General features: G+C 39.0%; 25 protein-coding genes, 8 tRNA genes and 1 pseudogene. 30 read left to right on the top strand and 4 right to left on the bottom strand.

Going from position 1 to position 22,158, the window contains the following annotated elements; genetic code table 11:
- From SLH51_RS22870 to SLH51_RS22885, 4 genes and pseudogenes are all read left to right on the top strand, one after another.
- Positions 1–341, top strand: a pseudogene (locus SLH51_RS22870) (nitrite reductase large subunit); the annotation flags it as partial.
- An 18-nt stretch (positions 342–359) separates the two neighbouring features.
- A complete protein-coding gene (gene nirD, locus SLH51_RS22875; RefSeq protein WP_335963881.1) occupies positions 360–686 on the top strand; it encodes a nitrite reductase small subunit NirD in 327 nt (108 codons plus the stop codon).
- 159 nt (positions 687–845) lie between these two features.
- Entirely contained in the window at positions 846–1,664 is an 819-nt protein-coding gene (locus SLH51_RS22880) for a uroporphyrinogen-III synthase (RefSeq protein WP_335963900.1), read from the top strand.
- A 320-nt stretch (positions 1,665–1,984) separates the two neighbouring features.
- Positions 1,985–3,397 (top strand): alanine/glycine:cation symporter family protein, encoded by a 1,413-nt coding sequence (locus tag SLH51_RS22885; RefSeq protein ID WP_335963882.1) that lies wholly within the window; start codon positions 1,985–1,987, stop codon positions 3,395–3,397.
- Between the two features lie 174 nt (positions 3,398–3,571).
- On the opposite strand, the gene SLH51_RS22890 is transcribed toward SLH51_RS22885, so the two are convergent.
- Complete coding sequence (locus SLH51_RS22890) at positions 3,572–3,880, bottom strand: winged helix-turn-helix transcriptional regulator (protein WP_335963883.1); 309 nt, start codon at positions 3,878–3,880, stop codon at positions 3,572–3,574.
- Positions 3,881–4,038: 158 nt separating this feature from the next.
- On the opposite strand from SLH51_RS22890, the gene SLH51_RS22895 reads away from it, so the two are divergent.
- Positions 4,039–4,455 carry a universal stress protein gene (locus SLH51_RS22895; RefSeq protein WP_335963884.1) on the top strand — a complete coding sequence of 139 codons (417 nt, stop codon included), beginning with the start codon at positions 4,039–4,041 and terminating at the stop codon, positions 4,453–4,455.
- 317 nt (positions 4,456–4,772) lie between these two features.
- Here SLH51_RS22895 and mgtE read toward each other — a convergent pair whose 3' ends face one another.
- The gene (mgtE, locus tag SLH51_RS22900) at positions 4,773–6,140 is read right to left on the bottom strand and encodes a magnesium transporter (protein ID WP_335963885.1); all 1,368 of its coding nucleotides are present in this window, start codon (positions 6,138–6,140) and stop codon (positions 4,773–4,775) included.
- Between the two features lie 478 nt (positions 6,141–6,618).
- Between mgtE and SLH51_RS22905 the strand changes: the two genes are divergently transcribed.
- The gene (locus SLH51_RS22905) at positions 6,619–6,945 is read left to right on the top strand and encodes a DUF2325 domain-containing protein (protein ID WP_335963886.1); all 327 of its coding nucleotides are present in this window, start codon (positions 6,619–6,621) and stop codon (positions 6,943–6,945) included.
- A gap of 377 nt (positions 6,946–7,322) precedes the next feature.
- Positions 7,323–8,222, top strand: a complete 900-nt coding sequence (locus tag SLH51_RS22910) for a metal ABC transporter substrate-binding protein (RefSeq protein ID WP_335963887.1) — start codon at positions 7,323–7,325, stop codon at positions 8,220–8,222.
- A gap of 40 nt (positions 8,223–8,262) precedes the next feature.
- Here the strand turns inward: SLH51_RS22910 and SLH51_RS22915 are convergent, their stop codons facing one another.
- Positions 8,263–9,015 (bottom strand): rhomboid family intramembrane serine protease, encoded by a 753-nt coding sequence (locus SLH51_RS22915; RefSeq protein ID WP_335963888.1) that lies wholly within the window; start codon positions 9,013–9,015, stop codon positions 8,263–8,265.
- 173 nt (positions 9,016–9,188) lie between these two features.
- On the opposite strand from SLH51_RS22915, the gene acpS reads away from it, so the two are divergent.
- The 14 genes from acpS (at position 9,189) to SLH51_RS22985 (ending at position 20,527) form a co-directional block, all read left to right on the top strand.
- Positions 9,189–9,551, top strand: coding sequence for a holo-ACP synthase (gene acpS, locus SLH51_RS22920; protein WP_335963889.1), 363 nt, complete (start codon positions 9,189–9,191; stop codon positions 9,549–9,551).
- 223 nt (positions 9,552–9,774) lie between these two features.
- Complete coding sequence (locus SLH51_RS22925) at positions 9,775–10,785, top strand: LolA family protein (RefSeq protein ID WP_335963890.1); 1,011 nt, start codon at positions 9,775–9,777, stop codon at positions 10,783–10,785.
- Between the two features lie 228 nt (positions 10,786–11,013).
- Positions 11,014–12,147 (top strand): alanine racemase, encoded by a 1,134-nt coding sequence (gene alr / locus SLH51_RS22930; protein ID WP_335963891.1) that lies wholly within the window; start codon positions 11,014–11,016, stop codon positions 12,145–12,147.
- Positions 12,148–12,323: 176 nt separating this feature from the next.
- Entirely contained in the window at positions 12,324–12,608 is a 285-nt protein-coding gene (locus SLH51_RS22935) for a CopG family ribbon-helix-helix protein (protein ID WP_034631317.1), read from the top strand.
- 3 nt (positions 12,609–12,611) lie between these two features.
- Complete coding sequence (locus SLH51_RS22940) at positions 12,612–12,962, top strand: type II toxin-antitoxin system PemK/MazF family toxin (RefSeq protein WP_332698010.1); 351 nt, start codon at positions 12,612–12,614, stop codon at positions 12,960–12,962.
- Positions 12,963–13,135: 173 nt separating this feature from the next.
- Positions 13,136–13,954: an RsbT co-antagonist protein RsbRA gene (locus SLH51_RS22945; protein ID WP_335963892.1), complete on the top strand. Its 819-nt coding sequence runs from the start codon at positions 13,136–13,138 to the stop codon at positions 13,952–13,954.
- A gap of 16 nt (positions 13,955–13,970) precedes the next feature.
- Complete coding sequence (locus SLH51_RS22950) at positions 13,971–14,327, top strand: STAS domain-containing protein (protein ID WP_335963893.1); 357 nt, start codon at positions 13,971–13,973, stop codon at positions 14,325–14,327.
- A gap of 3 nt (positions 14,328–14,330) precedes the next feature.
- Positions 14,331–14,744, top strand: a complete 414-nt coding sequence (locus tag SLH51_RS22955; protein ID WP_335963901.1) for an anti-sigma regulatory factor — start codon at positions 14,331–14,333, stop codon at positions 14,742–14,744.
- A gap of 66 nt (positions 14,745–14,810) precedes the next feature.
- Entirely contained in the window at positions 14,811–15,824 is a 1,014-nt protein-coding gene (locus tag SLH51_RS22960) for a PP2C family protein-serine/threonine phosphatase (RefSeq protein WP_335963894.1), read from the top strand.
- A 56-nt stretch (positions 15,825–15,880) separates the two neighbouring features.
- Complete coding sequence (locus SLH51_RS22965; protein ID WP_335963895.1) at positions 15,881–16,204, top strand: STAS domain-containing protein; 324 nt, start codon at positions 15,881–15,883, stop codon at positions 16,202–16,204.
- Complete coding sequence (gene rsbW / locus SLH51_RS22970) at positions 16,201–16,686, top strand: anti-sigma B factor RsbW (RefSeq protein ID WP_335963896.1); 486 nt, start codon at positions 16,201–16,203, stop codon at positions 16,684–16,686. Before SLH51_RS22965 ends, rsbW begins: the two co-directional genes overlap by 4 nt.
- Complete coding sequence (gene sigB / locus SLH51_RS22975; protein ID WP_335963897.1) at positions 16,649–17,434, top strand: RNA polymerase sigma factor SigB; 786 nt, start codon at positions 16,649–16,651, stop codon at positions 17,432–17,434. The genes rsbW and sigB overlap by 38 nt, the downstream gene beginning before the upstream one ends.
- On the top strand, positions 17,434–18,033 hold the full coding sequence (locus SLH51_RS22980; protein WP_335963898.1) for a SpoIIE family protein phosphatase: 600 nt from the start codon (positions 17,434–17,436) through the stop codon (positions 18,031–18,033). The genes sigB and SLH51_RS22980 overlap by 1 nt, the downstream gene beginning before the upstream one ends.
- Before the next feature lie 310 nt (positions 18,034–18,343).
- Positions 18,344–20,527 carry a Tex family protein gene (locus tag SLH51_RS22985; protein WP_335963899.1) on the top strand — a complete coding sequence of 728 codons (2,184 nt, stop codon included), beginning with the start codon at positions 18,344–18,346 and terminating at the stop codon, positions 20,525–20,527.
- Between the two features lie 63 nt (positions 20,528–20,590).
- On the opposite strand, the gene cmpA is transcribed toward SLH51_RS22985, so the two are convergent.
- A complete protein-coding gene (gene cmpA / locus SLH51_RS22990) occupies positions 20,591–20,707 on the bottom strand; it encodes a cortex morphogenetic protein CmpA (protein WP_335963902.1) in 117 nt (38 codons plus the stop codon).
- 112 nt (positions 20,708–20,819) lie between these two features.
- Between cmpA and SLH51_RS22995 the strand changes: the two genes are divergently transcribed.
- The 9 genes from SLH51_RS22995 (at position 20,820) to SLH51_RS23035 (ending at position 22,158) form a co-directional block, all read left to right on the top strand.
- Complete coding sequence (locus SLH51_RS22995; RefSeq protein WP_335963903.1) at positions 20,820–21,269, top strand: SprT family protein; 450 nt, start codon at positions 20,820–20,822, stop codon at positions 21,267–21,269.
- Between the two features lie 120 nt (positions 21,270–21,389).
- A tRNA-Asn gene (locus SLH51_RS23000) sits at positions 21,390–21,464 on the top strand.
- 1 nt (position 21,465) lies between these two features.
- A tRNA-Ser gene (locus SLH51_RS23005) sits at positions 21,466–21,556 on the top strand.
- A 16-nt stretch (positions 21,557–21,572) separates the two neighbouring features.
- Positions 21,573–21,647: transfer RNA gene (locus SLH51_RS23010), tRNA-Glu, on the top strand.
- A 33-nt stretch (positions 21,648–21,680) separates the two neighbouring features.
- Positions 21,681–21,756: transfer RNA gene (locus SLH51_RS23015), tRNA-Val, on the top strand.
- 5 nt (positions 21,757–21,761) lie between these two features.
- A tRNA-Asp gene (locus SLH51_RS23020) sits at positions 21,762–21,838 on the top strand.
- A gap of 8 nt (positions 21,839–21,846) precedes the next feature.
- A tRNA-Leu gene (locus SLH51_RS23025) sits at positions 21,847–21,928 on the top strand.
- Positions 21,929–21,961: 33 nt separating this feature from the next.
- Positions 21,962–22,048, top strand: a tRNA-Leu gene (locus SLH51_RS23030).
- Positions 22,049–22,081: 33 nt separating this feature from the next.
- A tRNA-Pro gene (locus SLH51_RS23035) sits at positions 22,082–22,158 on the top strand.

Genomic DNA, 22,158 nt, shown 5'->3' on the forward strand with positions numbered 1-22,158 from the left:
GATGGGAACTCTACGTTGGTGGTAACGGTGGGGTTGACCTACGTGGGGGAGACTTATTCTGTAAAGTGAAAACAAAAAAAGAAATCATCGATACAATCAGTGCGTTCATGCAATATTACAGAGAAAATGCTAGATACTTAGAGCGTACGTCACACTTTGTTGAGCGTGTTGGGTTAGATCATATGAAACAAGTCGTTTTAGAAGATGAAGATGGCCGCAAAGCCCTCATAGAAAGAATGGACGTTGCGCTATCTACTGGTAAGGATCCTTGGAAAGAAATCGTTGAAAACGAAGATTTGCAACAAGAATTCAAGAAGAAAAAAGTAGAAGTGCTTTCATAATAGGAGGGGGAGTAGTGTATGAGTAAAGTAGATTCAATGCAAAAAGTAGAAGTAGCGAAACTGTCAGATTTATCAGTAGGAGTCGGACAAAGAGTGAACGTAGCAGGGGAAGAAATTGCTTTGTTTAAGCTAAAAGATGGGACGGTAAGAGCGATTCAAAACAGCTGTCCACATAAACAAGGTCCTTTATCAGAAGGGATTGTCAGTGGCGAGCATGTCTTTTGCCCCCTTCATGATTGGAAAATTAATATGAAGGATGGAAAAGTGCAAGCACCAGATGTCGGATGTGTGAAGAAGTATAATGTGGAAGTTGAGGAAGAGATTATCTTTATATATGTAGAGTAGCTTTAGAAGCATTCGCTTGATTAATAAGCGAATGCTTTTTCACATTAAAGAGTTCCTACTTTCGTAACAATCGCAATACGAGATTTTAAATTGATATTTGTACGTACCCGGCATTCTTCTATATAATAGAAGAAAATAGGTGATGAAAGAAGTGATATGATGAAACAGGGCTTAAATGGTAAGAGAATTGTTCTTGCGGCATCAAGAAAAACCGATGAAATGAGCAAGTTAGTCGAAAAACAAAATGGAGTTCCTGTCGTTCGTTCCTTGCAAGGAACTGTCTTTTTAGCAGATGAGCAAGTAAAGGCTGATCTAAAAAGAATAGTAAGCGGAAAGTATGATTGGGTCATTTTAACGACTGGTATCGGTACAAATGCCTTGTTGGAATTAGCAAAAGAGTTACAAATTCAAGATCAATTTCTAAATATTATCAAGGAGTCAAAGGTGGCCGCGCGAGGTTACAAAACTTTTGCTGCACTAAAGAAACTAGGAATTAATCCAGATGTAAAAGACGATGATGGAACGATCAAAGGGTTGATAAAGTCTTTAGAAGGAAATGATTTTACAAATAAACGTGTGATTGTCCAGCTTCATGGTGAAAATGCACCTGCACTCATTACTTATTTAGAAGAAGCAGGAGCAGAGGTAGTCAAGCTATTGCCATATCAACATATTGACCCTGATCTTGAAACAGTGGAACTTTTTTGCCAAGAACTATTTCGAGCAGAAATGGATGCGGTATGTTTTACAGCAGCTATCCAAGTCAGGTCGTTATTTAAATATGCGAAAGAAAAGGGGTATGAGCGCAAAATAATTGATGCCCTCAAAACAAATGTACTTGCAGTGGCAGTTGGAAAAGTAACTGCAGAAGCATTAAATGATGAAGGGGTCGAACGAGTGTTAGCTCCTGAACTTGAAAGAATGGGTGCGATGATCGTGGAAATGACAAAGTATTTTGAAGAAGAAGCAATGAAGTAGATGAGCAAAAGAGGATCATTCCTCTTTTGTTTTTTTTTACAATTGAAAGTTTGGTGAGAGATCTGATTTTTAAGCTGATGATGTAGATTAGAAAGGAAGATTGCAAGTAAAATCGAATAAATCTTTAAAAAACGGAACTGTTGATATATTAGAATAACAAAATGAATCCCTAACAAATTTAAAACTTCCTAACTATGATGTAATTTGGAAATATTTATATGTTAAGTTTTCTGACGATAATATTTACAGTATAAAAAGTTGTAGTGTATAGTGGGAAAATAATTTAGAAAATTCAAACTACTCGAAAGAGGTGCTGCTGTTTGCAGGCAATTATTGATTTTTTAAACAACTTTTTATGGACGTATGTAGTTATTGGAGGGTTACTTGGTGCGGGGTTATACTTCACGTTTAAAATTCAATTTATGCAGTTCCGCTCTATTGGTGAGATGTTCAGGGTTGTAACGGAAAAGTCAAAAGATGTAGATGGAATGAAAAGCATAAGTCCATTTAAGTCATTTGCCATAGGTGCAGCAACAAGGATTGGAACAGGGAACCTTGCTGGGGTTACAGTTGCCATCGCATTAGGTGGACCGGGTGCAGTTTTCTGGATGTGGATCGTTGCCTTACTTGGTGGTGCTACAAGCTTTATTGAGTCTACACTCTCTCAAGTATACAAAATTAAAGATAAAGATGCATACCGTGGTGGACCAGCCTACTATATTGAAAAAGGTTTAGGGCAAAGATGGTTAGGTATAGTATTTGCTATACTCATTGCTGTTACGTTCGGTTTGATTTTCAACTCTGTTCAAAGTAATACAATTGCTGGCGCTTTTGATAATGCTTTTGGTATAAGTCCATGGGTGATGGGTGCAATTATGACCGTTTTAGCTGGAGTCATTATTTTCGGTGGAGTTCACCGTATTGCGAATTTCTCTAGTATCATTGTACCGATCATGGCTGTTTTGTATATTGTTATTGCATTTGTTGTTGTTGTAATGAATGTTTCAGAAATCCCCGCTGTACTTGGGTTAATCGTACGTAGTGCATTTGGTTTTGAGCAAGCACTTGGTGGAGGTATCGGTGCCGCTATCATGATGGGAGTTCGTCGAGGGCTTTTCTCAAATGAGGCTGGTATGGGTAGTGCGCCAAATGCAGCTGCAACAGCAAGCATTTCACACCCTGCAAAACAAGGTTTTGTTCAAACTTTAGGTGTATATGTAGATACATTAATTGTTTGTTCTGCAACGGCTTTTATTATTCTATTAAATACTGACTACCATTTAAGTGAAGCGGAAGGGATTCAGTTGTTGCAAAACTCTCTGAGCTTACAAATTGGTGGATGGGCAAGTTACTTTATCGCAGCTGCAATTTTCATGTTTGCATTTAGCTCAATTATCGGTAGTTACTATTATGGTGAAACAAACATTGAGTTTATTAAAAAGAGTAAAACGGCAGTTAATGTATACCGCCTTGCTACAATGGCATTTGTACTGTTTGGGTCAGTAGCGAGCTTAGGTCTTGTTTGGGATTTGGCTGATTTATTTATGGCTCTCATGACTGTCATTAATGTAATTGGAATTATTCTATTAGGTAAAATCGCATTTAAGGTATTAGCTGATTATGAGGAGCAACGTAAGCAAGGAATTGATCCTATTTTCAGTCCAAAGAAGCTTGGGATTGAAAATACAGAAGCTTGGGATGATGAAGGAAAGTCCGATAAAATGGTTGGGTAACGATCAATAGAAAAGCTAGCTACTTAGTTCAAGTAGCTAGCTTTTCTTAATCATTCATCTTTCCGTATACTCGAAGCATTGAGCGCAGCGAGAGAAGCCAATGCCACCAACGAATTAGCATAAAATAAATAAATAAAAAAAGGCACGTTGCACTAGGTGGCAGCGTGTCTTTTTTTACATCCAGGTTTCGCCCCAAGATTGAATAGATTCAATAACTGGTTCAAGCGCAACGCCTTTTGTTGTTAACGTATATTCTATTCGAACGGGTTTTTCAGGATAGACATTTCGAGTAACAATTTCTTGCTGCTCTAATTCTTTCATACGTTCAGTTAATATCCGGTCACTCATTTCAGGGATCTGTGCTTTTATATCTTTGAATCGTTTTGGACCATCTAGAAGAACACGAATAATCAAGCCTGTCCAGCGTTTGCCTAATAAATCAATCGCATGCTCGTATTTTGGACACATTTTGCTGTAATCCATTTTTATCACCTCAATTATCTTTAGTTTACCATAAGCAAGAGGAAGAGATAAGTTAATGCAATAAAAGAAAGGCAAAGCAGTGAATGAAAGTGGCCTTGGAGTAACCGTTTTCTTTTGTAATTATAAACTATTTATAGGCGAAAATAAGGAGGGATTTCATGTTCAAAGAAATAGTCGTGGCGATAGACGGGTCTGTGCAATCTTTAAGGGCGGCTGATAGGGCAATTGAATTAGCTAAAATAAGCAGAGCTTACGTCTATGTGGTGTATGCAGTAGACAGTACAACCTCAAAAGCAGATGTTTTAAGCACATGGAATTCATTAGGAATAACTCAAGAGCGAAAAAAGAAATTTAAATCTGTTGAGCAATGTGCTGAAAAAGAAGGCGTGAGTTATGAAGTGAAAATTATTAGAGGAGAGCCGGCTAATGCAATTGTAAATTTTGCACAAGAGGTAGAGGCCAATTTAATTGTGATTGGAAGCAGAGGGTTAAGTCAACTTCAACAGCTAGTACTTGGAAGTGTTAGTCATAAAGTATTGAAACGCGCAACATGTCCTGTATTGGTAATTAAATAAGAAGAAAGGATGTTTATGAATGTAATTAAGTGCGAAGTTTTTGTAACTCAGGTTGGATGTTCATGATTGTGTCAAGCGTAACTCGCCTAATTATGTAGTATACTATTGAAAGAGATAGTAAAGGTGGTCGAGAAATGAAAATATCAAATAAGAAATTATTTTTGATTATTTCAATCATTGTAGCCGTATATGGAATTGGATACTGGGTGATCGGCGATATTTTAACAAGATAAGAGAAAGAAGCAGTTCTTTTTAAGAACTGCTTCTTTCATGGGGAAGAATACTGTCTATTTCCGAGGAAATTTGTCTTATTAAGTCTATTGCAATCCTGATAACTGAGTTAAAAATGCTGTGGCGATACCAAAATAAATGATTAAAGAAAAGATATCGTTTAATGTTGTAATAAGTGGGCCAGAAGCTACTGCTGGATCGACTCCAAATCGATTTAAAGTTAACGGAATAATGGTTCCAGCAAGTGTACCGACAATTAAAGTAATTAACAATGACGTCCCAACAACAAACCCTAAGATTAAACTACTTTGCCAAACAAAAGCGATCAAGAAAATAAGTACACCACATGTTACTCCAATAATAAGCCCGACACGTAATTCGCGGAAAATAAGTTTCGTAACCGTTTTTCGGTCCGTATTATTTGTGATAATTCCTCTGACAACAACAGCAAGAGACTGAGTACCTGTGTTACCAGTCATTCCAGCAATCATTGGCATAAAGAAGATGAGAGCAACAACTTGTTCTAACGTTGCTTCAAAGCCACTAATAATGCTACCAGAAACAAGGCCGATAAAAAGTAATAATACAAGCCATGGTAACCGACGCATGGAGGCTGTTACGGCTGTTGTATGAAAGTCAATTGCTTTACCTGTTGCTGAAAGCTTTTCGATATCTTCATTTGCTTCTTGAATTACAACGTCGATGGCGTCGTCGACTGTAATAATACCTTTTAGAATGTTTTGATCATCGACAACGGGAACAGCAATGAAATCATAGCGCTCAATGGTTTGAGCAACGTCCTCTTGATCATCATCAACATGAACAGAGACAACACGAGTAAACATTAAATCCTCAATTACATCGTGGAGATCGGCTATCAACAGATCACGATAAGAAACTACCCCAACAAGCTTATTCTCGTCATTTATGACATAAAGGTAATAAATATTCTCGGAGAAACTAGCATATTCCTTTAATTTATCAACAGCTTGTCTAACAGTTTGATCGGCATGAATCCAAACAAATTGGTTTGTCATGATCCCACCAGCTGTTTCGGCAGGATAGCTCATCAACGATTGAATCGTTTTGGAATCTTCTTGTTTCATGGCATCGAGAAATTCTTGGATCCTGTCAACAGAAAGTTCATTTAATAAATCAGCAAGATCATCATTATCCATAAGATCCATAACTTTAGAGGAACGTTCAATCCCTAATTTATGTAAGATCTCAATTTGCATGTCATAGTCAAGCTCTTGAATCAAATCAGCAATTTGCGAAGGTGTTAAGAACGTTAAAAATTTATGATGATGTTTTTCAGGCAAGCCTTTGTAAAGTTGTGCAAAATCATACGGATGTAACTCGTCAAGTAATTCCTGAAAAGCGCTACGCTTTGCTTCTTTCATATACTTGATTACAAGAACTAATAACTGGTCTTCTGTCATATTTGCAACCATTTCATCACCCCACTTAGTCATACTTATTTACTTTACAAAAAAAAGACTAGGAAGTAAAACACCAATGGATATTTTGACATGGAATCTTGTTTTAATTGAATCATTTGGAGCGTTATCAAATTATAAAAGGCTTGTTTTTGGAGAACTCTAAATACGAAATATACTATGATCAAAAGTGTCTGAATAGTGAAAACGATTCGCGATTATCGACTGAAGAACCAGAAGAACCAGACTAAGCAGAGGAAGAAGTAGTAGAACTTGATGTTTCTCTCCATATATCTCGTAACCAGCCACTTGGACCGAAGATAATAATATATGTCACAGCTCCAACAGAAAAAGAGCTAGATCTTACGTTAAGATTTAGCTCTTTTTCTTGTTTCGAATAATCTAGTAACTTTCTTTATCAAAAGGTTGACAATGATAATCAATTTCATTTATTATGGTGATAACGATTATCAATATAAGGAGTGTTATATTCATGTCTTCGTTGTTAATAGTTGGAGCTGATCGGTTAGGGTCGATTCCGAAGAAATTAGAAGAGTACGGTTTTGACGAGATTATACATATAAGTGGTCGTAAAGTTCAAATGGTAAAGAAAGAAATACCAACTCACATTGACCTAGTTCTTGTTTTGACAGATTTCATAAATCATAATTTAACAAGTGTTTTAAAAAAGAAGGCAACTGAGCAGGCGATTCCAATTTGTTATGCGAAGCGTTCATGGTGTTCGATATATCAAGCGATTGGAAAATGCGATTATGATTGTGAAAATAAAACAAATTGTCAGTTGCGAGGGGTGAAATGAGTTGTTTGCAGTACGCTAAAACGTTTGAGTGTAGCCAAATTAATAGCTCTTTTCTAAGTTGTCCTTACCGTTATTATGAAATGGGAATTCATTCGGGATCGCTTTCATTGAATTGGAAACAGGCTGTTCAGGTATGTTCACCTCCAGTCATAATAGCTTCAGGAAACTCGTAAAAACAAGAACCACTTGAAGCATTTGTACAGAGTGTACAGATGCTTTTTTTAGGGGGAAGGAAATCGAATAAAAATTAGGATAATACGACGATGTGAGCCGTATGCTAATAAAAAGAAAGAAACCAACAATTACCTTATAGAGGAACAAAAAGTTGCACATGCGCATATCTTTGGTATAGTACCAATATAGGGGAGGAATCGAAGATGAAGAGGAAGTTGATTCTGCTTATTATGACCATTATGACTACGATTATGGTAGCGGCGTGTGGAGCAAATGATGAAACAAGCGTGGATGAGGGTGTTAAGGTCGTTACGAGCTTTTCCATTTTAGCAGATTTGGCAGAGAATGTAGTTGGAGAGCGTGGCGTAGTTGAATACTTAGTGCCAATTGGAGAAGAACCGCATGAATATGAAACGATTCCAAGTGACTTTCAAAAAGTAAGTGATGCTGACGTGTTTTATGTTAATGGATTTGGATTAGAGGGTTGGCTAGAGCGTCTAGTTCAAAATGTTGGGGATGTTCCGATTGTCTCAGTTACAGACGGTATTACTCCTTTGCCGATTTCTGACCAAGAAGGGGAAGATCCGCATGCATGGTTAGATGTAACAAATGTGATTTTGTATGTGAATAATATTCGTGATGATTTAAGTGAACGTGATCCAGAAGGAGCTGAACAATATAGCGCCAATGCAGAAAAATACATTACTGAATTAGAAGATCTTCATGATTGGATTCAATCTGAAGTTGAGACAGTTGAACAAACGAAACGCACAATCGTTGTGAGTGAAAATGCATTTCAATATTTCGGAGAACAGTATGGTTTTGAAACAGTGGGTATTTGGCAGTTGAATTCTCATGAAGAAGGAACACATAGCCAAATCGCAAATGTAGTAGAGACAGTTAGAGAAAGACAGATTCCAGCTGTGTTTGTGGAAACGACAGTCGATAAGCGTTTTATGGAAACCGTTTCACGTGATGCCGGTGTTGAGATAGCAGGGGAAGTCTATACAGACGCCGTTGGTCTTGAAGGTAGCGGGGCGGAAACGTATATTAAAATGATCGAGCATAATGTATCAACGTTTGTAGATGGTTTAACAAAGTAAGGAAAGGGAGTCCACTAAGTAAGTGGGACTCCCTTTCTTTTTAGAGAATGAACCGTGAAAGAAGTCCAGAAAGAACGAGCACTCCAAAAATAACCCAAAATATTTGTTTGACTATTTTGGTGTTTTTCCTCTTTTTTTGCCACCGGTTTGGATCGAAAATAGGTTCTGTCGCATCGACAAACACTCGTTGCTCAGCATAAAAAGGTTTGGCTCCACTAAGAAACAGTGGTGCTAGTGCAGCGCCTGCAATTAATCCAAATAAATGAGCAAGTATATTAATATTCGGATTGACAAACGTCATGACCAACCCGATTAGAATGATTGTCATAACAAGTTGTGAATTGGCACGATCAATCAAATCTTTTCGATTGATAACAAGATAAACATACATGCCAAGCAGACCAAAAATAGCTCCGGAAGCACCTAAATGGGGAGGGTAAGTAAGACCACCTAGGTAGTACGTAGCAATATTCGCTATTAACCCCGTGAGAAGATAAATGACAATAAATTTAAATTTACCTAGCATCCGTTCAAGTGCAGGGCCAAAGATCACTAAAGAAAACGAATTGAAAATGACGTGTCCGGCGCCGATATGCATAAAAATAGGGGTAATTAATCTCCAGTATTCGCCGTTCGCAACGGCAAGGTTATACCCTATCCCAAGCGCACGAATCCAGTTTCCAAATGGAAGAAAATTCATCCAAATAAATAAAATAAGGTGAATGCCTACTAAAATTGTAATTATAGGATAACGGCGTCTAAACGAATAGAAGCTTTCATTTCGGATAAACATGGTACAGCCTCCTTTTATATCTGCTATTATAACAGATATTACTCAATCAATAACTTTATAAGCATTAGTTAAAAAAGAATGTTGTATTGAATTGATTTAAGGAAAACGAGTGGGTCGATGGCGCAGGTATAAGAGGGAGAAAAAACAAGATAACGATAAATGAGGTGATTGGTGTGATCAAAGGAATCGGAATTGATATAGTTGAATTAGAGCGAATTGAAAAAGTAATGGAACGCCAACCTCGTTTTGTTGAGCGAATTTTAACTTCTGCAGAAGAAAAAGAATACGGCGTATTTTCTCACAAAAGAAAAGTGGAGTTTCTCGCCGGTAGATTTGCTGCCAAAGAAGCATTTGTAAAAGCAATTGGTACAGGAATTTCAGCAAGTTTTAGTTGGCGCGATATCGAGGTCCAAAAAGAACCAAATGGCAGGCCAACCCTAGTTGTAGAAGGACTTAGAGAGACCGTTCACCTATCCATCTCTCATAGCAAAACATACGCAATAGCCGAGGTTATAATTGAAAGCTCGCCAAGCTAGTCTGCATATTGCTCGAGGTTGTCTCATATAGTTGTAGTGCGAATAGAAGAGGTAAGTCATTCAGGTAGAGTCAGGTCTAAAATTCTGCAGGAAGATCCTAGTTTTGCATAAAGCGAGTATTTCCAGTCGTATTTGCTTTAATGAAAAATGGGGCATACAACATGAAGAAGCCGTCTCTTGAATGCATTCGCTCTTCTTTCAAATGAGACAAAGGGGTGAAAGCATGAAAAAAGCAATCTGGTTCGCTACCCTAGGGTTACTACTATCTATGATACTCGTAGGTTGCGGCGAAAAAACACAAGAAGACATTATGACAGATTTGGACAACAAGCTAACAGAAATGACTGGGTACAAAGCAAAGTCTACGATGACTTTAGAAACTGGGAAGGAGCAACAGACATATGGGGTGGATGTCTGGTACCAAAAGAAGAGCTACTATCGTGTAGCCCTGCAAAATGAAAACAAAGATCAAAGTCAGATCATCCTTCGCAATGATGATGGTGTTTTCGTGTTGACACCCGCTTTAAACAAAAGTTTCCGTTTCCAAAGTGATTGGCCAACAAATAGCAGTCAGGTTTATCTTTATGAGTCTCTTATCCAAGATATATTGATGGACCCAGAGCGTTCGTTCCAAGCAGATGAAGATTATTATATCTTTCAAACAAATACAAACTACCAAAATAAGAACTTGAATACCCAAGAAATTAAGTTAAACAAGAAGGACCTATCACCTGCACAGGTGAAGATCATGAATGCTGATCTTGAGGTACTAGTTCAACTTGATTTCACGAGTTTTGAGTGGAATGCTAGCTTCAATGAAGGCGATTTTGATATGGAGCGTAATATGACAGGAGCTCAAATGACGGAAGAACCTGCAATGGCTGAGCCGCAAGAAGCAATGACGGTTTATTATCCAATGTACACTCCGGATGGGACAATGTTTGAGGCGTCTCAAAATGTACAATCAGAAAACGGAGAACGAGTAGTTCTGCAATATGTTGGTGAACAACCATTTACGCTTATTCAAGAGCAAAGTCAAGTAGTACCAGCTTCAACACCGATGAATGTGAGTCACGGTGAGCCGGTTGATCTTGGATTTACAATTGGTGTTATGACAAGTGAATCACTACAGTGGTCTTATAACGGCGTTGACTTCTTCTTAGCATCTGAGGATTTAAGTGCAGAAGAGATGATGTCCATTGCGAGCTCTGTATACGGAACAGAAGAAAAATAGGAAATGGAATTTCCTTTTGGAAAATAGCTTGACCTTGCTAAAAATGGCATATGTTGTTTATAAGCCTACTATGAAGAAATACTCATAGTAGGCTTAAATTATGTAGCAGGTATACTCCGGTGCTTAAGAGGCATTTTCTTTTTGTTTCTCTGTGGTAAAATAAGAACATAAATTAAGATGATCGCTCTTAATAGTAAGAGATGGTGTGTGGGTATTGGGGGATCTAAAATGCAAACATATTACCGAGATACTTGGGCAGAAGTCGACTTAAATGCTGTTGGTCATAATGTGTATTCAATTAGTCAACTTTACCGAGAAAAGAATGTAGATGTAATGGCAGTAGTAAAAGGAAATGGCTATGGCCATGGAGCGGTTGAAGTAGCTAAAACAGCATTAAGTTCAGGTGCTAAGTATCTGGCTGTTGCTTTATTAGATGAAGCAATTCAATTAAGAAAAGCAGATATTACAGCCCCGATTCTTATTTTAGGACGTATAAGACCTGAAGATGTTGCTGTAGCCATTCAGTGGAACGTGATGATAACGGTTTTTCAAGCGGAGTGGTTACAAAAAGCAAAGAACTTTCTTGCTGAGAATCAGATCGTGCAGGTTCATGTGAAATTTGATACAGGGATGGGGAGAGTCGGACTACGCACTAAAGAAGAAGCAGCATTGCTTTTTCGAATTATTAAAGAAGAAACAGCATTTAATTTACACGGGATTTATACGCATTTTGCAACCGCTGATGAGCCTGATGTATCATATGTTGACAAACAACATGAACAGTTCTTATCAATGCTAGCATGGTTGAAGGAATGGGAAATTCATGCGCCGCTCATTCATAGTGGAAATAGTGCAGCTGGTATGCGCTTTCCCGATAAAATGTTTAATGTGTTTAGGCTGGGTATTTCAATGTACGGATTGACTCCATCTCCAGCTATTACAAATGAACTCCCTGTCACACTTAAGCCTGCTTTTTCCTTGAAAAGTCGCCTTGTACAGGTCAAAGAATTACCACCAGGCGAATCGATTAGCTATGGGGCTACGTACAGAACAAAAGAGAGTGAATGGATAGGGACGATTCCAATTGGGTATGCTGATGGATGGCTTAGGTATCATAGTACTTATGGCGGTGATGTGTTGATTAATGGAGAAAGAGCTCCATTTGTTGGTCGAATTTGTATGGACCAATGTATGGTTCGTCTTTTGAAACCTGTTGAAACAGGAACGGTTGTAACATTGATCGGAGAAGATGGACGTGATAAAATAACAATGGATGAAGTTGCAGCTAGACTTGGGACGATAAACTATGAAATACCTTGTGTGATTGGTCAAAGAGTTCCTAGAGTTTATGTGAGAAAGTGAGTAGGGTGTCCTCTACCTATGGTTATGTTAAAAAAACAGAAAAAAATAAGACTAATCGGTCTTTGCATTTTAATGTAGCAAATGCTATGATTAATTTTGGATATAAGTAGGAAGCATCTTATTAAATGAAGAATATATATTAAGCATAGAAGGTTTATGGTGGATGCTGGGGGTGGATGTTTGTGTCGGAACAAAACACAAAGCGCATTGTAATCAATTTGCCACAACATTTGTTGAACGAGGTGGACGGTGTGATCAAAAAAGAAAACGTCAATCGCAGTGAATTTATTTCACAGGCAACCAAGATGTATCTTCGCGAACGTAAGAAACGTCAGATTCGTGAGACCATGCAACAAGGCTACATGGAAATGGCAAAAATTAATTTGAACATTGCATCAGAATCTTTTCTTGCCGAGGAGGAAGCAGAGAATACCCTCGATCGCTTAGTGAGTGGGGTGTAGCCTTTGATTGTAAAACGAGGCGACGTATACTTTGCGGACCTTTCACCCGTTGTTGGTTCAGAGCAAGGGGGAGTTCGTCCGGTACTCGTCATACAAAATGATATTGGCAATCGTTTCAGCCCGACAGTAATTGTTGCAGCGATTACAGCGCAAATACAGAAAGCTAAATTACCGACCCATGTTGAAATCAATGCAAAACGTTATGGCTTTGACAGGGATTCTGTTATTTTATTGGAGCAAGTACGAACGATTGACAAGCAAAGACTAACAGATAAGATTACCCATTTGGATGATGATATGATGACTCGTGTAAATGATGCACTTTTCATTAGTTTAGGATTAATTGACTTTTAGTAAAAACCTCGCAGAAATGTGGGGTTTTTTTGTTTATCTACATAATCAAACTTACTTCGTTTATAATTAAACGAAATATAAACAAATATGTCATAATTTATAAACATTAATCTTTGCAACTGTTTTTCACTCATGAAATAATAACGGGATAAGGATAAAAAGGAGGAATAAATATGCAACCTTATATTATTTCGTTACTTAATCATTCAAAAGAAAATTTGATCGATCTTTGGAAGAAAGAGTTAGAGGCGGTTCGAACCGACAACTATTTAGATTCGGTATCAGATTCAGTCTATGAAAGTACGAATCAAGATTTTATGCAGTTTATTATGAGATTGATCAGTACAGATCAAGATCAAGCGAAAGAACAACTTAGTTCATTTGCGGAAAAATACATACAAAGCGGTTGGCCGTTATCTTACTATACACAAGGACTTCAAGCGTTTCGCCGCGTTATTTTAGCAATTCTTTCTGAACAAGAATCAGATGTACAAGCCGTATTATCAACTTTTAATGAGCTAGAGACTTGGATTGATGGAATTATTAATCAACTTGTTTATGATTATACAGGGAACTGGGAAGACATTATTGAAATGCAAAAGCTCTCTCTTCTTGAATTGTCAGCTCCTTTAATTCCTGTCTTTGAAAGTATTACGGTGATGCCGCTAATTGGAACAATCGATACAGCTCGGGCGAAATTAATCATGGAAAACTTATTAGAAGGTGTGATTGAACATCGCTCTCAGGTGGTGCTGATCGATATCACAGGTGTTCCTGTAGTCGATACGATGGTTGCGCATCATATTATTCAAGCATCAGAAGCTGTCCGGTTAGTTGGGGCAACGTGTATTCTTGTTGGAATCCGTCCAGAGATTGCGCAAACAATCGTTAACTTAGGAATTGATTTAAGTAAATTCCCGACAAAGAGCACGCTGAGAAAAGGGATTGAAACGGCTCTTGAATTAACGAATAAAAAAATGGTTAATTTGTAAGTTGGGGGCAAGACGTATGAGAATTCCTATTTTAAAACTAAACCAATATTTATTAATAAGTGTACAAGTTGAACTTGATGATCAAACAGCCTTACAATTTCAAGAGGATCTTCTGAAAAAGATTCATGTGGAAGGATCTTTAGGTGTTGTGATCGATTTAACTTCTGTGGATATGATCGACTCATTTATTGCAAAAGTACTTGGTGATGTCGTCGATATGTCAAACCTTATGGGGGCGAAAGTTGTGTTGACTGGAATTCAGCCAGCTGTGGCAATAACGCTCATTGACATGGGGATTAAGCTTGATAACGTTCCAACGGCATTAGATTTAGAGCAAGGCCTTGCGAAGTTGCAACAAGAATTGGAGGAGTAGATGATGAAAACCCAATCCTGTGTTGAAGTAAAAAATGAGTGGGGAATTGTCGCTGCTAGGCAAGCTGGCCGTTCGTTATCAAAAGAAATTGGTTTTGGAAGTGTTGACCAAGCGCGAATTACAACAGCTATTTCTGAGCTTTCACGCAACATCTATCTTTATGCTAAGCGCGGTGAGATTTGTTTGGAGGCTGTAGAACGTCCAACCAAAATGGGAATGAAAAAAGGAATTCGAGTGATCGCTCGCGATCGCGGTCCGGGGATTCCTGATTTAAGGCAAGTGATGGTGGATGGATTTACGACATCAGGAGGTATGGGAGCCGGCTTACCTGGGGTGAAACGATTGATGGATGAGTTTTCCATTGAATCTGAAACAGGCGAAGGGACAACCGTAACTGCAACAAAGTGGTTAAGATAGCCTGGTGATTTGGTTGGCATTAGAAATGGTTAAATTGTAGTACCTGAAAAATAAAGGGGTGCTTCTATGGAGCAGACTGTTCAAAATTTAGAAGAAACATATAAGAGTATTTTACGAACATTTCTTAATCGAAAAAGTGAGCAAGGGTTATACGAAGCTCAACAATTTAGTAAAGTATTGCTGGAACATCAAATATCGCCAGAAGAACTTGTTAGTATACATCGAGCCGTGATAGAAGAATTGTATCCTTCTGTACCAGTGGAGATTGTGGATTCGCTAGATTTGTTGCTAGAAGTTATGATGGGATATGGACTAGCATATCGTGAGCATCAAAGTTTGCGGGACAGGCAGATTGAGTTAGAGTCTCAGATTGACGTTGCTGCGAATATGCAACAAACACTTTTGCCAAAGGCAGTACCACTTGTTGATCAACTAGACATTGGAGTTGTTAGTGTACCTGCTAATAAAATGAGTGGTGATTATTATCACTTTATTCAGGATGAGAATGAATGTGTGGGTATTGCGATAGCAGACATTATCGGTAAGGGGGTTCCGGCTGCGCTGTGCATGTCAATGATAAAATATGCGATGGATAGCCTCCCTGAACAAAGGTTGCAGCCTGCAGCTCTTTTGGAAAATTTGAACAGAGTTGTTGAACAAAATGTCGATGACAATATGTTTATAACGATGATGTATGGTTCTTATGACCCTCGTACCCATGAGTTTTATTTTTCTGGTGCTGGTCACGAACCGGGTTTTCTTTATAAAGCGGGAAGAGACCAATTTGAGGAACTTTATGCAAAGGGATTAGTTCTCGGGGTTTCTAAGAAAGTGAAATTTAGAGAATATTCCAGAGTACTTGATGAAGGCGATTTTATCATCCTCTTGTCTGATGGCGTGACAGAAAGTCGAATTGGTGATCGCTTTGTTGAACGTTCGGAAATTGTTGATTTAATTAGAAAGTATATGCACTTAACAGCTCAAGAGTTGGTGGATAGTGTCTATTATGAGCTTGCTAAGTTACAAGATTTCATTTTAAAAGATGATTTTACACTTATGATTATTAAAAGAAAGGTTTAGAAATTGATGATGCGTGGTATATATCAATTGAAGAAAAGCAAGGAGGGGGATCTTTCATGAATTTATCAATAAGACAAGAAGAGAATCAAGGTGTGATTGTTTTATATTTGTCAGGGGAAATCGATGCTTTTACAGCCACGAAATTGCGTGAGGAACTAATCCCGCTAGCTGAGTTAGGTCAAACGGTAAGAGTGGACTTATCAAATGTTGACTATATTGATAGTACAGGTCTTGGTGTTTTTATAGGGGCTTTAAAAGCGATACATGATAAAAATGGAACTTTAACACTTGCGGGTATGTCTAAGCGTATTCAACGGTTATTTTCAATTACTGGACTAGATGAAGTGATCTCGATTGAAGAGGAGGAGGGTTCAAAATGAAACAACATGAGGCAGACCACATCCAGATGAGCGTTCCTGCCAAACCGGAATACGTGGGAGTCGTCCGTTTGACTGTTTCTGGAATTGCAAATCGAGCGGGGTTTTCGTACGATGACATTGAAGATATGAAGATTGCGGTTGCAGAAGCATGTACGAACGTTGTGACCCACGCTTATGAAGATAGCGGAACAATGAATATTTCATATTTTCTTTATGATAACCGCTTAGAGATCGTTGTAGCAGATAAGGGCCAAAGTTTTGATGTTACCGAGGTGAGAGGTCATTTAGGGCCATTGGATGTGAGTCGTCCTGTTGCCGACTTGAAAGAGGGTGGACTCGGTCTATTCCTTATAAGTACATTAATGGATAAAGTTGAGTTAAGTAATGAATCAGGTATTGTGCTTGTAATGACTAAGTTCCTTCATGGAGATGAGGTGGAACAAGATGTCGACGGATTCTCCGAGACACAACCAGAACAATGAGCAAGTGTACGAGTGGATCAAGAACTATCAGGAAAATGCGGATGAATATTCACAAGTAAAGATTGTAAAACACTATGAAGCGTTAGTGCGTTCATTAGCTCGTAAATTTTCAAAGGGCAGGGAGTATGATGAAGACTTATTTCAAGTTGGAATGGTTGGATTGCTTGCTGCGATCAAGAGATACAACGAGGAGTTTGGGAGAAGCTTTGAATCATTTGCAATCCCGACAATAGTGGGAGAAATCAAAAGGTTCATTCGGGATAAAACATGGAGTGTTCATGTGCCTAGACGAATTAAAGAGCTGGGACCTAAAATAAAAAATGCAGTTGAAGCTTTAACGATCGAGATGCAAAGGTCACCTCTAGTCCATGAGCTAGCAGAGTACTTAGATGTTACGGAAGAAGAAGTATTAGAAACAATGGAAATGAGCAAGAGCTATCAAGCTTTGTCAGTTGATCGTTCTTTAGAAGCGGATCAAGAAGGTGGCGAAGTGACTTTACTTGATTTAGTTGGGAATGTTGATTCGGGTTATGAAGAGGCGGATCAAAAGCTCTTAATTGAAAAAGCGTTTAATGTATTAGAAGAACGTGAGCGACAAATATTAGTTTGCACCTACTTTGAGAACTATAGTCAAAAAGAAACAGGTGAAAAGCTTGGTATGTCCCAAATGCATGTGTCGAGGCTGCAGCGCAGAGCGCTGGAGAAATTAAGAGAGTCGATTCAAATCAAACCATCGGAGATTTTTTAATGGTTACTTTTTACAATAGTGAAAAGATAGAAGTGGCAGCATTTGAACAGGCTAAGCGTGGGAATGCTTGTTGTGGTGATGCGCATTCTGTTATTCATACGGACGAATATACAATTTGTGCTGTTGCAGATGGGTTGGGTAGTGGTGAGCAGGCGCTTGATTCTGCGCTTGCTGCAATTGTTAAAATAGAAAGTTATCATAGCCTGACTGTTAGTCAAATGGTGGAGGCGTGCAACGATGCTTTACATGACAAAAGAGGGGCTGTTTTAACAGTCTTGAAAATTGATCATAAAAAGCAGGAAATTAGTTATTGTAATTATGGAAATATTGGATTTGTCATGTATCTACCTGATGGGAATACGATTCAACCGATTCCATCTAGAGGCTATTTATCCGGAAAAAAAACCAATTTCAAAAGCAGTTTTTTTCCATATAAAAGAGGCAGTTCTTTTTTGCTTTATTCAGATGGAGCCAAAAAGAGGCCTAATAAAGATCTGTTAGTTCAAATGACATCACCAATAGAAGCTTCTTCCTACTTATTCTCGAGGGATGAAATCGTTTCTGATGATGTAACAATGCTAGTAGGAAGACTTATGTAAAGAATTTGTTCAAAAAGCGTACGTTTCCCTTGAGTAAATTCAAATCGCAATGAGCGGATCTGCTACAAGGTTTTAAAGTCCTGAGAGTGGATGTCTCGTAAGGTGCGTATCAGAAACTGAAAAAGTTAGGTATTTGATTTGAATAAATGCGCCCTAAGTGGCTTTAAATGACGCTAACCAGTAAACTGTGATTTCCTTTAGTGTGAGTGTGGTTGGTTCATTTGGGGGCGCTTTTTTTGTTGCGCATGTGTGATTTAGATACAGAACGTATGATATCATAATATATATTCTATAATGATGAGGTGTTGTAATGAACGAAGTGAAGCATAATGAAACCATTCAAATAATAGCCAAAGAGCTAAATGTAAAACAAGCTTACGTCGAGCAGCTGATTAAGCTTGTTGAGGATGGAAATACCGTTCCGTTTATCGCACGTTATCGTAAAGAGATGACCGGTGGGCTTGATGAGGTGCAAATTCGAACAATTGTCGAGAAGTGGGAGTATGCGAATCAGTTGGCTAACAGACAAGAAGAAGTCATTCGCCTGATCGACGAACAAGGAAAGCTCACAGATGAGCTGAGTACGAAAATCTCACGTGCAAAAAAACTTCAAGAAGTAGAAGATCTATATCGACCTTATAAGCAAAAAAGAAGAACGAGGGCTACGGTGGCCAAAGAAAAAGGACTGGAACCATTTGCCGTTTGGTTGTATTCTTTTCCCAAAAACGGTTCTGTTAGCGAAGAGGCAACTAAATACATATCAGAGGAACATGAGCTCAACGAGGTCGAAGATGTCATTCAAGGTGCAAAAGATATTATTGCTGAGTGGGTATCGGATGATGCTGAGCTCAGAAAGGCGATTCGATTAACTGGATTTAAAGATGGAAAAATGAAAACGGCAATAAAAGATAAAGAGGCGGACGAAAAGCAAATTTTTGAAATGTATTATGAATATGAAGAGGCAATCAAGTCGATTGTGCCTCATCGCATTTTGGCGATGAATCGAGGAGAGAAGGAAGGGGTACTTCGAGTCTCGCTTGTCTTTCCGGTTGATCGGATCATCACTGAGATTAAACGAAAGATGATACCATACTCTAATTCTCCTGCAGCTCAAGTGGTTGGAGAGGCGATTGAGGATGGTTACAAGCGTTTGGTCGAACCGTCCATTGAGCGCGATATCCGAAGTGAATTAACGGAAAAAGCAGAAGAACAAGCGATTCATATTTTTGCAGAAAACCTTCGTCATTTGCTTTTGCAACCTCCAATGAAAGATAAATTGGTGTTAGGTGTAGACCCTGCATATCGTACAGGTTGTAAATTAGCGGTTGTAGATGCGACGGGAAAGGTTCTTGATATTGGAGTCGTCTACCCAACTCCGCCTCGCAATGAAACGAAGAAAGCGGCGGAATTTGTAAAAGGGTTAATTGAAAAGCATGATGTAGAAATGATTGCAATTGGAAACGGTACAGCTTCTCGTGAAACGGAACAGTTTATAGCGGATGTCATGAAAGAGTTGAGCAAACCTGTCTATTATTTGATTGTCAATGAAGCTGGTGCTAGTGTGTATTCAGCTTCTGAACTAGGACGAGAGGAGTTCCCTGACTTAAAGGTAGAAGAGAGAAGTGCAGTCTCGATAGCTCGTCGTTTGCAAGATCCTTTAGCTGAACTTGTGAAAATTGACCCTAAATCGGTGGGGGTCGGACAATATCAACATGATGTTACGCAAAAGCGTCTAAATGAATCGTTAACATTTGTTGTTGAGACAGTCGTAAACCAAGTGGGTGTTAATGTTAACACAGCTTCTATTTCGTTATTGCAATATGTAGCAGGGTTATCAAAAGCTGTTGCGACGAATATTGTCAAACGCCGTGATGAGGAAGGGCGTTTGACGAATCGAAAACAGTTAAAGAAGATTCCGCGACTTGGGGCAAAAACGTATGAACAAGCTATAGGGTTTCTGAGAATTCAAGATGGGGACCATCCGCTCGATGCAACTGCTATCCACCCGGAAAGTTATAAGGATACAGAAAAACTCATGAAGCACATTGGTGCAACAGTTGATGAGATAGGAACTCAAAAAGTAAAAGAGCAACTGCAAGCAATAAATGTAGAAAGTATGGCTCAAGAACTTGAGGTCGGTGTACCGACTTTAAAGGATATTATTGATAGTCTCATCCGTCCTTCGCGTGACCCTCGTGATGAAGTAGCGAAGCCGTTATTAAAACAAGGGGTTTTAAAGATGGAGGACCTTCAAATTGGAATGGAGTTGCAGGGAACGGTTCGAAATGTCATTGATTTTGGTGCATTTGTTGATATAGGTGTGAAGCAAGATGGCCTTGTGCATATTTCAAAGTTAACCAACCGTTTTGTGAAGCACCCTCTAGAAGTTGTAACTGTAGGGGATATTGTCACCGTATGGGTAGAACAGGTTGATTCACAAAAAGGGCGAATTGCGTTAACGATGAAGAAACCAGAGGCGCAACATATATCGTGATAATAAAAAAGGTGACTGTGAAAGGGGACAATCCCGTTCACCAGTCACCTTTTTTAGCACCGTCTAAAAATCAGTTTCTTTACCTTGGTAATAAAACCAGCATTGATTAAGGATTTTAATTTGGTACCGATCTTTTTGAAAATAAGCTCTTTTTAATTGTTGTCTTAGCCATGTTGGCATAGGCATAAGCAACCAACTCCTTAACAACTTACTCTATTTGGATTATTATATGTAGGAGGGTTTGTCATAGTTGAGGGATTGGTGAAGAATTATGGATAAAAAACAAGAAATGATGTCAGATGATCAACTGCAGCGGTTAGTTGAAGAAATTTCTGCAAATGAGTTTAAATGGCCATTTAGACATAAGGCCTCTTTTAATAAACGTCTACGAACGACTGGTGGTCGTTATTTACTACAAAGTCATAATATTGAAATTAACCCTAAGCAAATGTTGTACTACGGGGAGGAAGCCCTAATAGGAATCATTAAGCATGAACTTTGTCATTACCACCTTCATTTACAAGGGAAAGGATTTCAACATCGAGATCCAGATTTTAAACGATTACTCGTTAAGGTAGGTGCCCCGCGTTTTTGTGAAGTTGTCCCAGGTACGCTAAACAAATCTGGTTCATCTCATCGGTATGAATGTGCAAGTTGCGGTTTAACGTATATTAGAAAAAGAAGATTAGATACTCATAAATACGTGTGTGGGAAATGTAGAGGGAAATTAAAAAAAATTTAAAATAAACTATTGCAAAAATGAATTGTCCTATGCTATATTATAGAAGTCGCTAAGAGAGATAGCGAAAAATGATTGACTTTGAATAGGTAATGCGATATAATGTTCAAGTCGTTATAATATTCCACAGTAGCTCAGTGGTAGAGCTATCGGCTGTTAACCGATCGGTCGTAGGTTCGAGTCCTACCTGTGGAGCCATGGAGAAGTACCCAAGTGGCTGAAGGGGCGCCCCTGCTAAGGGTGTAGGTCGTTTGCGCGGCGCGAGGGTTCAAATCCCTCCTTCTCCGCCACCTATAATAGATAGATGGCCCGTTGGTCAAGCGGTTAAGACACCGCCCTTTCACGGCGGTAACACGGGTTCGAATCCCGTACGGGTCACCATTAAAGAGTTTGCAAGAGGGAAGTATTTTATATGGAGGATTAGCTCAGCTGGGAGAGCACCTGCCTTACAAGCAGGGGGTCGGCGGTTCGATCCCGTCATCCTCCACCATATTTGGTCCGGTAGTTCAGTTGGTTAGAATGCCTGCCTGTCACGCAGGAGGTCGCGGGTTCGAGTCCCGTCCGGACCGCCAACACTTTCGCGGGTGTGGCGGAATTGGCAGACGCGCTAGACTTAGGATCTAGTGTCTTATGACGTGGGGGTTCAAGTCCCTTCACCCGCACTTTGTTTAACTTGAATGTTTCTTGGTGTTAACGCGGTTGTGGCGGAATGGCAGACGCGCTAGGTTGAGGGCCTAGTGGGGGTTGACCCCGTGGAGGTTCGAGTCCTCTCAACCGCACCATTTAATTTATAGTATAGTTCTCTAGAAAGATTGCGGGAAGTGGCTCAGCTTGGTAGAGCACCTGGTTTGGGACCAGGGGGTCGCAGGTTCAAATCCTGTCTTCCCGACCA

The sequence above is a fragment of the Halalkalibacter kiskunsagensis genome (genome assembly GCF_037027555.1).
Classification (GTDB): Bacteria; Bacillota; Bacilli; order Bacillales; family Bacillaceae_D; genus Halalkalibacter; species Halalkalibacter kiskunsagensis.

Excerpts from the sequence above, each read along its gene's own strand:
- nirD (WP_335963881.1), top strand. The coding sequence starts at position 360 with ATGAGTAAAGTAGATTCAATGCAAAAAGTAGAAGTAGCGAAACTGTCA.
- SLH51_RS22880 (WP_335963900.1), top strand. The coding sequence starts at position 846 with ATGAAACAGGGCTTAAATGGTAAGAGAATTGTTCTTGCGGCATCAAGA.
- SLH51_RS22890 (WP_335963883.1), bottom strand. The coding sequence starts at position 3,880 with ATGGATTACAGCAAAATGTGTCCAAAATACGAGCATGCGATTGATTTA.
- SLH51_RS22895 (WP_335963884.1), top strand. The coding sequence starts at position 4,039 with ATGTTCAAAGAAATAGTCGTGGCGATAGACGGGTCTGTGCAATCTTTA.
- mgtE (WP_335963885.1), bottom strand. The coding sequence starts at position 6,140 with ATGGTTGCAAATATGACAGAAGACCAGTTATTAGTTCTTGTAATCAAG.
- SLH51_RS22905 (WP_335963886.1), top strand. The coding sequence starts at position 6,619 with ATGTCTTCGTTGTTAATAGTTGGAGCTGATCGGTTAGGGTCGATTCCG.
- SLH51_RS22910 (WP_335963887.1), top strand. The coding sequence starts at position 7,323 with ATGAAGAGGAAGTTGATTCTGCTTATTATGACCATTATGACTACGATT.
- SLH51_RS22915 (WP_335963888.1), bottom strand. The coding sequence starts at position 9,015 with ATGTTTATCCGAAATGAAAGCTTCTATTCGTTTAGACGCCGTTATCCT.
- SLH51_RS22925 (WP_335963890.1), top strand. The coding sequence starts at position 9,775 with ATGAAAAAAGCAATCTGGTTCGCTACCCTAGGGTTACTACTATCTATG.
- alr (WP_335963891.1), top strand. The coding sequence starts at position 11,014 with ATGCAAACATATTACCGAGATACTTGGGCAGAAGTCGACTTAAATGCT.
- SLH51_RS22935 (WP_034631317.1), top strand. The coding sequence starts at position 12,324 with ATGTTTGTGTCGGAACAAAACACAAAGCGCATTGTAATCAATTTGCCA.
- SLH51_RS22945 (WP_335963892.1), top strand. The coding sequence starts at position 13,136 with ATGCAACCTTATATTATTTCGTTACTTAATCATTCAAAAGAAAATTTG.
- SLH51_RS22950 (WP_335963893.1), top strand. The coding sequence starts at position 13,971 with ATGAGAATTCCTATTTTAAAACTAAACCAATATTTATTAATAAGTGTA.
- SLH51_RS22955 (WP_335963901.1), top strand. The coding sequence starts at position 14,331 with ATGAAAACCCAATCCTGTGTTGAAGTAAAAAATGAGTGGGGAATTGTC.
- SLH51_RS22960 (WP_335963894.1), top strand. The coding sequence starts at position 14,811 with ATGGAGCAGACTGTTCAAAATTTAGAAGAAACATATAAGAGTATTTTA.
- SLH51_RS22965 (WP_335963895.1), top strand. The coding sequence starts at position 15,881 with ATGAATTTATCAATAAGACAAGAAGAGAATCAAGGTGTGATTGTTTTA.
- rsbW (WP_335963896.1), top strand. The coding sequence starts at position 16,201 with ATGAAACAACATGAGGCAGACCACATCCAGATGAGCGTTCCTGCCAAA.
- sigB (WP_335963897.1), top strand. The coding sequence starts at position 16,649 with ATGTCGACGGATTCTCCGAGACACAACCAGAACAATGAGCAAGTGTAC.
- SLH51_RS22980 (WP_335963898.1), top strand. The coding sequence starts at position 17,434 with ATGGTTACTTTTTACAATAGTGAAAAGATAGAAGTGGCAGCATTTGAA.
- SLH51_RS22985 (WP_335963899.1), top strand. The coding sequence starts at position 18,344 with ATGAACGAAGTGAAGCATAATGAAACCATTCAAATAATAGCCAAAGAG.
- cmpA (WP_335963902.1), bottom strand. The coding sequence starts at position 20,707 with ATGCCAACATGGCTAAGACAACAATTAAAAAGAGCTTATTTTCAAAAA.
- SLH51_RS22995 (WP_335963903.1), top strand. The coding sequence starts at position 20,820 with ATGTCAGATGATCAACTGCAGCGGTTAGTTGAAGAAATTTCTGCAAAT.